The organism is Micromonospora sp. L32 (assembly GCF_052068055.1).
GTDB classification, from domain to species: domain Bacteria; phylum Actinomycetota; class Actinomycetes; order Mycobacteriales; family Micromonosporaceae; genus Micromonospora; species Micromonospora purpureochromogenes.
On the sequence record NZ_JBQHDD010000020.1, the window covers coordinates 37,094 to 47,482 of the forward strand.

Genomic DNA, 10,389 nt, shown 5'->3' on the forward strand with positions numbered 1-10,389 from the left:
CATGGCGAACACGCCGGCACCACTGCGGGTCGGACTGCTCGGATACGGGCTGGCGGGCCAGGTCTTCCACGCCCCGCTGATCGCCGCGACCCCCGGGCTGCGGCTGGACGCCGTCGTCACCGGCAACCCGCAGCGGCAGGAGCAGGCCCGCAAGGACCACCCGGACGCCCGCGTCCTCGACGACGCCGACCGGCTGTGGGAGTCCGCGGACAGCCTCGACCTGGTCGTGGTGGCGACGCCGAACCGCACGCACGTGCCGATGGCCCGGGCCGCCGTCACGGCCGGGCTGGCCGTCGTGGTGGACAAGCCGCTGGCCGTCACGGCGGCGGAGGGTCGCGGCCTCATCGACGAGGCCGACCGGCGTGGCGTGCCGCTGACGGTGTTCCAGAACCGCCGCTGGGACGGCGACTTCCTGACCGCTCGCCGGCTGATCGCCGAGGGTGAGCTGGGCCGCGTCCTCCGCTTCGAGTCCCGGTTCGAGCGGTGGCGGCCGGCGATCAAGGAGGGCTGGCGGGAGAGCGCAGCCCCCGGCGAGGCCGGCGGCGCCCTCTACGACCTCGGCGCCCACCTGGTCGACCAGGCGGTGCAGCTGTTCGGGCCGGTGCGCAGCGTGTACGCCGAGGTGGACCGGCGGCGACCCGACGCCCAGGTCGACGACGACGCCTTCGTGGCACTCACCCACGCCGGCGGCGTCCACTCCCACCTCTGGATGAGCGCCGTGACCGCGCAGCTCGGTCCGCGAATGCGCGTCCTCGGCGACCGCGCCGGCTGGACCAGCTACGGCCTGGACGTGCAGGAGGAGGCGCTGCGCGCCGGGGGCCGCCCGGACGCGCCGGGCTGGGGTGAGGTCCCCGCCGAGCGGTACGGCCGGCTCGGCGTCGACGCCGACCTGCGCCCGGTGCCCACCGACCCGGGCCGCTACCAGGACTTCTACGCGCAGGTGGCGGTGGCGCTGCGGGACGGCACCCCGATGCCGGTCGACCCGCGCGACGCCGTCGCCACGGTGGAACTGATCGAGCTGGCGCACCGCTCCGCGGAGCGGGGCGAGGTGCTGGCCGTCCCGGCCCGCTGACCGCTCAACCGACCCGGACGACCGGCTGCCGGTCGTCCGGGTCGGCGTACGCGGCGGAGACCGTGGCCCGGTCGAACACCCGCCAGGTGGCCGCGGACACCGCCACCGCCACCACGAACCCCACCCAGTACGGCGCGGTCAGTCCGAACGTCGTGGCGATCACGCCGCCGAGCAGGGCACCCGCGCAGTTACCGCCGGCGGCGATGAACAACGTCGTGCCGCCCACCCGCCCCTGCAACGCCGCCGGGGTCAGCCGCTGGCGCAGCGAGTTCGCGACCATGTTCCACAGCGCGCCGTGCACCCCGAAGGCGAACAGCGTCCCGCCGATCAGCCAGGCGCTCGTCGACGCCGCCAGGGCCAGGTGCAGGCCCGCCTCGACCAGCAGCCCGACCCGGATGGTCCAGGTGGCGCCGATCGCCGCGACCAGCCGGTCGCCGACCACCGCGCCGAGCAGCCCACCCACCGCCATGCAGGTGAACAGCAGGCCGTAGCCGACCGAGTCCAGACCCAGCCGGTCGGTGGCGAGCAGCACCAGCACCGCCAGCGCCGCGGTGAGGGTCAGGTTGAGCAGCCCGATCAGCACCGCCATGGTGCGCAGCAGCCGCTGCCCCAACAGCCAGCGGAACCCCTCCCCGATCTCCGCCCGCACCGACCGCGCCGCCGGGCGCCCCACGTCCTCCCCACCCCGGTACGTCCCGGCGACCAGCGCGACGAGCACCGCGCTGAGCGCGTACGTGCCGGCGTTGACCAGGAACGGGATGCTCTCGGCGACGAGAAAGAGGAACCCGCCGAGCGGACCGGCCAGCATCCCGTTCATCAGCGTGGTGCCGCCGCCCAGCCAGCCGTTGGCCCGCTCCAACCGGGCCCGGGGCACCACCGCCGGCAGCATCGCCTGGCTGGCCGAACGGAACACGATCTCGCCCGTGTTGATCACGAAGAGCACCACGTACAGCAGCACCACCCCGGCTCGGCCGGTCACCATCGCGCCGGTCAGCACCGCCAGGGCGGCCACCCGTACCCAGTCGATGACGACCATCAGCCGCCGCCGGTCGACCCGGTCCGCCAACACCCCGCCCGGCAACGCGAACAGCAGCCAGGGCAGCCACGCCACCCCGGACGCCGCGGACACCACCAGCGGGTCGTCGGTGCGCGCCGCCACGTACAGCGGCGCCGCCACGGTGGCCATGCCACTGCCCAGCGCCGACAGGGTGCTCGCCGCCCACAGCTTCGCGAATCGCCCGTCCCACCGCTGCGCCGTCACGGCGAGGCAACCTACCAGCCCTGCGGGCGGCGACGAATCCCCGTTGAGCGGCGGCGGTGGGATGTGCGACGGTTCGCCGGTGACCGACTACCGCACCCTCAACCGGGCCAACTGGGACGAGCGCGCCCCCGCCCACGCCGCGTCGCCCGACTACGCGGTGGAGCGCTTCGCCGCCGACCCGGCGTACCTGAGCGAGGTGGTCCGCTTCGACCTGTCCCGTCTCGGCGACGTGGCCGGTCTGCGCGGCGTGCACCTGCAGTGCCACATCGGCACCGACACCGTCTCGCTGCACCGGCTCGGCGCGCGGATGACCGGGCTGGATTTCTCCGGCGCGTCGCTGGCCCAGGCCCGGGCCCTGGCCGAGCGGGCCGGCGCCGCCGTCGACTTCGTCGAGGCCGACGTCTACGACGCCCCGGAGGTGCTCGGCGTGGGCGGCTTCGACCTGGTCTACACCGGCGTCGGCGCGCTGTGCTGGCTGCCCGACATCCGCCGCTGGGCGGGCGTGGTCGCCGCGCTGCTACGCCCCGGCGGCCGGCTCTTCCTGCGCGAGGGCCACCCGATGCTGTGGGCGCTGGACGAGACCCACCCGGACGGGCTGCTGGTGGTGGAGCACCCCTACTTCGAGCGGGCGGAACCGCTGGTCTGGGAGGAGCCGGGCACCTACGTCAGCACCGAGGCCACGTTCCGGCACAACACCACCCACGAGTGGAACCACGGCCTCGGCGAGGTGGTCACCGCCCTGCTCGACGCCGGCCTGGACCTCACCATGCTCCAGGAGCACGACAGCGCGCCCTGGGACGCGCTGCCCGGCCGGCAGACCAAGGACGCCGACGGCGAGTGGCGGTTGGCCGACCGGCCGTGGCGGCTGGCGCAGACGTACACGCTCCAGGCGCGCAAGCGGTGATTCGTCCCGCACCGGGGCGGGTCCGCGACCGGATCTGAGGACCCGGGACGGGCATGGGACGATCCACCATGCCCGTCACGAACCCCTGGCTCGCCGGCCCCGCCCCCACCGCCCGCCTGGACCCCGAACGCCTCGGCGAGCGGATCCTCAACCTGCTGTCGTCGCAGAACATGTGCGTGCTCGCCACCGCCGGCCCGGACGGCCCGCTGGCCACCCCGGTCCGCTACTTCCACCTCGACTTCGCGGTCATGTTCACCGCCGCGGCCACCTCGCCGAAGATGCGCAACATCGCGGCCGACCCACGGGTGTCGGTCGGGGTGTTCGCCCCGCTCGTCGGGCAGGCCAGCAGCCGAGGCGCGCAACTGTTCGGCCGGGCCCGGGTGTTGCACGAGGGCGACGCGGACTTCGCGCACTGGTGGCCGGCGGTGCGCTGGCAGTCCGATCACGCGGAGCGGGGACGGTCGCTGGACGAGCCACCGAGCGGGCCGCTGGTCGTCATCGAGGCCGACCGGATCGTCTACACCGAACACTGGCTGCGCCGCGACGGGTACGCCCCACGCCAGTTCTGGCGACGCGCACCGCAGTAGTTCCCGCGACGCCGGCCGGGCAGCTCGACCGGCCACGCCACCCTGCTCCCCCGCAGCACTTCCCTGGTCGGACCGGTCCGGCTGCCCGTCGCGCGATCCCTCACAACCCGTAGGGCATCCTAGGAGGCTAGCTGATTGCTGGGTATCGGTCGGGGCGCGGACCGCTCGACGGCCTCGCTGTCCGCAAGGGACGGAGCCTGGGCGGCCTCTGCGACCGGACATCCCCCTCGCCGCCCTGAAGACCGCATTGGAGCGTCAACGGATGCAGTGCCCGCCGCCCAGCGCTGTCGGGCCCGGCTGCGGCACACGTCCGCCGTCCATCCGGCCGCACCGAATCGTCGACCACAGTGGAGCGACATGGGTCTGGACCTCAGCAACAGTGCCCGGCCGTCCGGTAAGGCACCCTTGGCTCCGTCGTGAACCCAAGGACCGCTTCCAGCGCCGCGACCGCCGCCCGCCGAGAAACCGGTCGACCCGGGCAGCTCTTCCCACAAGGGGACGGGCCGCGCGGAAGGATGCTTCCCGCCGCAACGGGACGACCGGCACGAGCAGGTACGACCGAAAGGGCGTTGTGGGCGATCCTGTACGGGCATTTCCGCAGCTCCCCGGCGCGAGGGAAAACTCGGGACGGCAACGAAGATTTCTCATTTACGTCGGGCGCGACGCCCAACCCTCCTAGTGTTGGCCACACCGGTGCTAGTTACGGAGTTGGCCACCCGAACGACGTCCCACGCAGACAGCGGACGAAAAGTGAGGGAAGACGCGTATGAAGGCACAGTCAGTTCTCGTATCGACGGCGCTCGGCGTGGGACTCGGCACGCTTCTGCTCCCGGCCGCCGCGCTCGCGCAGACCATCGTGTCACCGGCCACCACACCGGTCGGCGGGACGGTCGTACTCACCGCGACCACCTGCAACCCGAAGGCGGGCGACGCGATCTTCCGTGTCACCGGCCCGAACCGGGACCAGAACGTCCGCTCCACCACCGCCGCCGCCGGCGGCGGGCTGAGCGCGGAACTCTTCACCGCCGGCTTCACCCTCGGCACCTACACGGTGACCACCACGTGCGGTGACGGCAGTTCCGGCGGCAGCGCCACCTTCACCGTCACCCCGATCGGCGCGGCGCCGGCCGGTGGCGGCGGCGACGACGGCACCACAACCGGCCTGCTGGCCGCGGGCGGCGCGCTCGCCGGAGCCGCCGCGATCGGGGCGACCGTCATGGTCCGCCGCCGACGCCGAGCGGCCGCGCCCGTCGCCTGACCCGTACCTCACACCATCCCTAGGACGGGGTGCCCGCACCGGCGCGACCGGGACGGGCACCCCGACCGCATCGCCGTGTCGCGGGAGGTGAGGCGATGGCCCTCGGCAGGTGGTTCACGCGTACCCGGGCGTCGGTGGCGGCGGTGACGGTGGCCGGCGCCGCCGGACTCAGCCTGATCACGGTGGGGCTCACCGCATCGCCGGCGGGGCCGCCGCAGCCCGGCGTGGGCGCGCGCGGCGCCGACCGCAGCGGATCCCCCGGGCCGGTGCTGCCCCGCTCGGAACCGGTCCGCATCGACATCCCGGCCATCGGCGTCCACGCCGACCTGGTGTCCGTCGCCGGCGACCCGAACGGCACCCTGGAGGTGCCGCCGCTGGACCGCCCCACCGTCGCCGGCTGGTACCGGCCGGGCGTCAGCCCCGGTGAGGCCGGCAACGCCGTGATCGTCGGCCACGTCGACACCCGCGACGGCCCGGCGGTCTTCTTCAACCTGGGGCGGCTGCGGCCCGGCGACACCGTACGGGTCACCCGCGCCGACGGCCGGGCGGTGACGTTCGCGGTGGACGGCGTCGGGGCGTACCCGAAGCGGAGCTTTCCCACCGGGCTGGTCTACGGACCGGGCGGGCCGGGCGCGGGGCTGCGACTGGTGACCTGCGGCGGACGCTTCGACGAGCGCTCCCGCGACTACTCCGACAACATCGTCGTGCGGGCCACCGCCGTGGCCTGACCCACCACCACGGGCGGGAGCACCGCCGTACTACGGTGGGCCCCCGGATCGAGGGCGGCGGAGGTGGACGGTGGCGGCACGGCTCATTCCGCGACTGGGGTCGTTGGTCGGCCGGGTGCTCGGCCGCGAGGCCGAGGCGTCCGCGCCGGCCCCGCGGCGGTCCAATCCGGACGCCGTGGTCGACTGCGCGGTGTACGTCAACGGCCGCCGGGAGTCCGGCCGCCCGCACTACGCCGACGCGTACGCCCGCTCCCGGCGCGGCCGCAACGCCTTCGTCTGGCTGGGGCTGCACGACCCGGGCGCGGCGGTGATGGCGGCGGTCGGGCGCACCTTCGGCCTCGACGAACTCGTCGTGGAGCAGGCGCTCGCCGACGGGCACCGGCCCACCGTGCAGCGGCACGACGGGGTGACCCTGCTGGTGCTGCGCACCGCCAGCTACGTCGAGCACGCCGAGCTGACCGCGACCTCCGAGGTGATCGACACCGGGGACGTGATGGTCTTCCTGGGCGACCGGTTCGTCATCACCGTCCGGCACGGCGCCTCCGGCGCCCTGACCCCGGTCCGGCACGACATCGAGAGCCGCCCGGCGATGCTGGCCGAGGGGCCGTGGGCGGTGGGGTACGCGGTGGCCGCCCGGATGGTCGACCTGTACCTGGAGGTCGCGGCCCACCTGGAGAAGGACCTGGAACGCGTCGAGGAGAGCGTGTTCGCCCGCGACCGGGGCGCGGACATCCAGCACATCTACCAGCTCAAGCGGGAGGTGGTGGAGTTCAAGCGGGCGGTGCTGCCGTTGCAGGAGCCGGTGCGCGCGCTGGTCGCCGACCGGGACGGTGGGCCGCCGCCGGGGCTGCGCCGCTGGTTCGTCGACGTCGAGGGCCGGCTGAGCCGCGCGGTGGAGCGGGTCGCCGCGTACGACGAGCTGCTCAACTCGGTGCTCCAGTCCCGGCTCGCGCAGCTCGCCGTCGACCAGAACAACGACATGCGCAAGATCGCCGCGTGGGCCGCGATCGCCGCCACCCAGACCGCCGTGGCCGGCGTGTACGGCATGAACTTCACGCACATGCCCGAGTTGACCTGGCGGTACGGCTACGCCGGCGCCCTGCTGCTGATGGCGACCACCGCGGTGGTCCTGCACCGGCTCTTCCGCCGCTCCGGCTGGCTCTGAGCCCTCCGCCCTCCGCCCGACCCGGCGCGGACGGGACGAGCGGGATCAGGGCCGGATCTGGGCCGGATCGGGGCTGGCTCACGGCTCGGCGAGCGCGGCCAGCTCCCGGTCCAGCGAGAACAACCAGGCACACGCCCCCGTACCGGCCGCGCCCGGCGGACGGCGGCGGCACCGCCGCCCATAGGCTGTCCACCGTGATGTGGCAGCGGTACGTCGCCATCGGCGACAGCACGACCGAAGGGCTCGACGACCCGGACGACGCCGGCGGCTACCGGGGCTGGGCGGACCGGTTCGCCGAGGCGGTGGCCCGGGAGCAGGGCGGTCTGGAGTACGCCAACCTGGCGATCCGGGGGCGGACCACCGCCCGCATCCTCGCCGAGCAACTGCCGGTGGCCCTCGATTTGGCGCCGGACCTGTGCACGGTGGTGGCCGGCATGAACGACGTGCTGCGTCCCTCGTTCGACGCGCGGCGGATCGCCGCGGACGTGGCGACGATGCAGCGGGCGCTGGTCGGCCAGGGCGCCACCGTGCTGACCTTCACGCTGCCCGATCCGGTGCCGGTGATGCCGCTGGCCCGCCCGCTGCGCGGCCGGGTGGTCATGCTCAACGCGGCGCTGCGGCGGGTCACCGCCGAGACCGGGGCCACCCTGCTGGACTTCGCCGCGCACCCGGTCGCCTCCGACCCCCGGCTGTGGAGCGAGGACCGGCTGCACGCCAACAGCGCCGGCCACGAGCGGATCGCCGCGGCGCTCGCGCACACCGCCGGCCTGCCCGGGTACGACGACTCGTGGACCCGACCCCTGGCGGTCGCACCCCGGCGACGCGGGCACGAGGTGCTCCGCACCGAGTTGGCCTGGACCCGGCGGCACCTGCTGCCGTGGCTGGCCCGGCACCTGCGCGGCCGCTCCTCCGGCGACGACCGGGTGGCGAAGCGCCCGGTGCCACTGCCGGTCGAGCTGACCTGAGCCGACGGTCGGGTCGGCCGGGGTCGGCCCGGGCCGGCATGATGGGCCGGTGGACCGTACCGAACGGGCGGCGCTGGCCGCCGAGACCGACCGGCTCGTCGCCGCGGGCCGGTACGGGCCGGTACCGGCCGCCACCCTGCACCTGCCCGACGAGCCGCTGCCCGAGCCCGGCCCGGCGGGACCGTCCACGGTGGAGGTGACCGACGAGACGAGCCTCGCCGCCACCCGCCGGCTCGCCGGCACCGCCGACGGCCGGGTCGCCTGCCTCAACTTCGCCTCCGCGAAGAAACCCGGCGGCGGGTACGCCACCGGCGCGCACGCCCAGGAGGAGAGCCTGGCCCGATCCTCCGCTCTGGCCGCCAGCCTGCGGACGGCGCCAGAGTTCTACGCGTACCACCGGGCCCGGCCGGACCCGGTCTACTCCGACCGGGTCATCCACTCCCCCGACGTCGCGGTGTTCCGGGACGACTCGGGGCGGCTGATCGCGCCGTACCCGGTGGCCTTCCTGACCGCGGCGGCGCCGAACGCCGGTGCGCTGCGCGAGCCGGTCAACCTGCCCGGAGTGCTGCGACGCCGCGCCGGGCGGGTGCTCGGGGTGGCGCTGGCACACGGACACCGGCGGCTGGTGCTCGGCGCCTGGGGCTGCGGGGTGTTCCGCAACGACCCGCGCCAGGTCGCCGCCGCCTTCGCCGACCTGCTCGGGCCCGGCCGCCCGTACGCGGGCCGGTTCGACCTGGTGGTGTTCGCGGTGCCGGATCCGACGAACCGGGGCCCGTTCGCCGCGGCGTTCGGCTGAACGGTCAGCGGTCGAGCGGCGGCCGGGTCCGGGCCCGCTTCAGCTCGAAGAACCCGTCGGTGCCGGCGACCAGCACCACCCCGTCCCAGAGCCGGCCGGCGTCCTCGCCACGGGGGATCGGCGCGACCACCGGCCCGAAGAACGCGTTGCGCCGGCCGGCGTCGTCGGTAACGTGGATGGTCGGGGTGCCGAGGTCCTCGCCGACCGGTTCCAGGCCGGCGTGGTGGCTGGCCAGCAGCGCCTCGTCGTACGCGGTGGAGTCGGCCGCGTCGGCCAACTCCACGGGCAGCTCCACCTCGGCCAGCGCCGCCCGGTAGAGGTCGGGCCCGATCGGCGCCCGGTCGTGGTGGATCCGGTTGCCCAGGGCGGTGTAGAGGTCTCGCAGCACCTCCGGGCCGGCCTTCAGCTCCGCCGCCACCGCGACCCGCACCGGGCCCATGCCGGGCTTCAACCACTCCCGGTACCACTCCTCCAACCCCTCGCGACCCTCGTTGAGCACGCTGAGGCTCATCACGTGAAAACGCACCTCGACCGGGCGGACCTGTTCCACCTCCAGCAGCCAGCGGGAGGCGTTCCAGGCCCAGGGGCAGCGCGGGTCGAACCACATGTCGGCCGTCGTCATCGTCGTTCCGGTCCTTCCAGGAATGTCGTTGTGCCTCGATCCTGGTCGGTGGGGTGGACCAGCGTGAGGGCCGATTTCCGGGTGACCGGCTGGGCCAATCGGCGACCGGCACGCCAAGGGCTCGCCGACCGGCAACGGCAACACGGCCGATCGGCTACTGCCAGTAGTGCATGGCCGGTCGATGGGCCGGTGAGCGATATGCCTGTGAGGCATATTTATGACTCACAGGCATATCGCTCACGAACATGTCTCCCCGGCGGAGATCTGACCCACCGGCCCGCGAGCTGACTAATCGGCGCCACCTCACCAACTGACCGGGAGCTGACAACCGACCGTGAGCTGTGAGCGCGGGGTGTCGGTCGGCCGACGGTAGGCGCCTGGGCTGAGGTGGTCACCCGGTCCGTCGGTTCAGTGCCGGATGTCCGGATTGAGGCCCGGTGGCTGCCACCCGGATGTCCGCTCTGACCTGCGGTGTCGGGTGGGCGGGGCCAGTCCGGGGGTGGAATGGCCGGCGGGGCGGGGTCGTTGTACATGGCAGACCGCCGTGGCCCCCGGCCCGGACGGTGAACCGGAGAGTCAGGCCCGGCGGAATGCCGGCCCACCCCGTTTGGTTACATCCCCCGGCACCATCCAGAGCAGGCCCCGGGCTTGTGGAATGCGAAGCCACTCGGGTTGGTTATATCCCCCCGGACTCCCGAGCAGAGCCCCTTGTGCGGCCGCCGGGCAGATCCCCTTCCTTGACTTCCTTTCGCCCTGTGCCGTCCCCCGACGGTGTGCGCGTATCCCCCGATCGAAAGGTGCACCCTCATGCGTACCGATCTGATCCGCAAGACCGCCCTGACCGTCGCCGGTGTCGCCGCTACCGCCGGTGGGATCGCCGGCCCGGCCCTCGCCGCGCACGCCGCCCCCACCGCGTCGATGCAGGCCGACCGTAAGTCGCACGGCGAGCGGGAACTCAACGTGCGCTACGAGGCCCAGCCGAACTTCTACTACTGCGGCCCCGCCGCCACCCGCAACGCCCTCTCCGTACA

The 10,389-nt window shown here is 74.0% G+C and carries 10 protein-coding genes and 1 pseudogene; 9 read left to right on the plus strand and 2 right to left on the minus strand.

Features of this window, described 5'->3' with window-relative positions; translation table 11 throughout:
• Position 1: 1 nt before the first annotated feature.
• On the plus strand, positions 2 to 1,072 hold the full coding sequence (locus ACTMTB_RS30710) for a Gfo/Idh/MocA family protein (protein WP_441149623.1): 1,071 nt from the start codon (positions 2 to 4) through the stop codon (positions 1,070 to 1,072).
• A gap of 4 nt (positions 1,073 to 1,076) precedes the next feature.
• Here ACTMTB_RS30710 and ACTMTB_RS30715 read toward each other — a convergent pair whose 3' ends face one another.
• Complete coding sequence (locus ACTMTB_RS30715) at positions 1,077 to 2,333, minus strand: MFS transporter (RefSeq protein ID WP_441149624.1); 1,257 nt, start codon at positions 2,331 to 2,333, stop codon at positions 1,077 to 1,079.
• A 79-nt stretch (positions 2,334 to 2,412) separates the two neighbouring features.
• On the opposite strand from ACTMTB_RS30715, the gene ACTMTB_RS30720 reads away from it, so the two are divergent.
• From ACTMTB_RS30720 to ACTMTB_RS30750, 7 genes are all read left to right on the plus strand, one after another.
• Entirely contained in the window at positions 2,413 to 3,237 is an 825-nt protein-coding gene (locus ACTMTB_RS30720; RefSeq protein WP_441149625.1) for a class I SAM-dependent methyltransferase, read from the plus strand.
• A gap of 68 nt (positions 3,238 to 3,305) precedes the next feature.
• A complete protein-coding gene (locus ACTMTB_RS30725) occupies positions 3,306 to 3,824 on the plus strand; it encodes a pyridoxamine 5'-phosphate oxidase family protein (protein WP_441149626.1) in 519 nt (172 codons plus the stop codon).
• A gap of 766 nt (positions 3,825 to 4,590) precedes the next feature.
• Positions 4,591 to 5,082: a hypothetical protein gene (locus ACTMTB_RS30730; RefSeq protein WP_441149627.1), complete on the plus strand. Its 492-nt coding sequence runs from the start codon at positions 4,591 to 4,593 to the stop codon at positions 5,080 to 5,082.
• A gap of 95 nt (positions 5,083 to 5,177) precedes the next feature.
• Complete coding sequence (locus ACTMTB_RS30735) at positions 5,178 to 5,810, plus strand: class F sortase (RefSeq protein ID WP_441149628.1); 633 nt, start codon at positions 5,178 to 5,180, stop codon at positions 5,808 to 5,810.
• A gap of 70 nt (positions 5,811 to 5,880) precedes the next feature.
• Positions 5,881 to 6,975, plus strand: coding sequence for a magnesium and cobalt transport protein CorA (locus ACTMTB_RS30740; RefSeq protein ID WP_441149629.1), 1,095 nt, complete (start codon positions 5,881 to 5,883; stop codon positions 6,973 to 6,975).
• A 197-nt stretch (positions 6,976 to 7,172) separates the two neighbouring features.
• A complete protein-coding gene (locus ACTMTB_RS30745; RefSeq protein ID WP_357617454.1) occupies positions 7,173 to 7,940 on the plus strand; it encodes an SGNH/GDSL hydrolase family protein in 768 nt (255 codons plus the stop codon).
• Between the two features lie 49 nt (positions 7,941 to 7,989).
• Positions 7,990 to 8,736 (plus strand): TIGR02452 family protein, encoded by a 747-nt coding sequence (locus ACTMTB_RS30750; protein WP_441149630.1) that lies wholly within the window; start codon positions 7,990 to 7,992, stop codon positions 8,734 to 8,736.
• Between the two features lie 4 nt (positions 8,737 to 8,740).
• Here the strand turns inward: ACTMTB_RS30750 and ACTMTB_RS30755 are convergent, their stop codons facing one another.
• A complete protein-coding gene (locus ACTMTB_RS30755) occupies positions 8,741 to 9,358 on the minus strand; it encodes a mycothiol-dependent nitroreductase Rv2466c family protein (RefSeq protein WP_441149631.1) in 618 nt (205 codons plus the stop codon).
• A gap of 807 nt (positions 9,359 to 10,165) precedes the next feature.
• Between ACTMTB_RS30755 and ACTMTB_RS30760 the strand changes: the two are divergent.
• Positions 10,166 to 10,389 (plus strand): annotated as a pseudogene (locus ACTMTB_RS30760) (C39 family peptidase); the annotation flags it as partial.

What these genes read in the sequence shown, in the direction of transcription:
- ACTMTB_RS30730 (WP_441149627.1), top strand. Translation starts at nt 4,591, where the DNA reads ATGAAGGCACAGTCAGTTCTCGTATCGACGGCGCTCGGCGTGGGACTC.
- ACTMTB_RS30725 (WP_441149626.1), top strand. Translation starts at nt 3,306, where the DNA reads ATGCCCGTCACGAACCCCTGGCTCGCCGGCCCCGCCCCCACCGCCCGC.
- ACTMTB_RS30745 (WP_357617454.1), top strand. Translation starts at nt 7,173, where the DNA reads ATGTGGCAGCGGTACGTCGCCATCGGCGACAGCACGACCGAAGGGCTC.
- ACTMTB_RS30710 (WP_441149623.1), top strand. Translation starts at nt 2, where the DNA reads ATGGCGAACACGCCGGCACCACTGCGGGTCGGACTGCTCGGATACGGG.
- ACTMTB_RS30735 (WP_441149628.1), top strand. Translation starts at nt 5,178, where the DNA reads ATGGCCCTCGGCAGGTGGTTCACGCGTACCCGGGCGTCGGTGGCGGCG.
- ACTMTB_RS30755 (WP_441149631.1), bottom strand. Translation starts at nt 9,358, where the DNA reads ATGACGACGGCCGACATGTGGTTCGACCCGCGCTGCCCCTGGGCCTGG.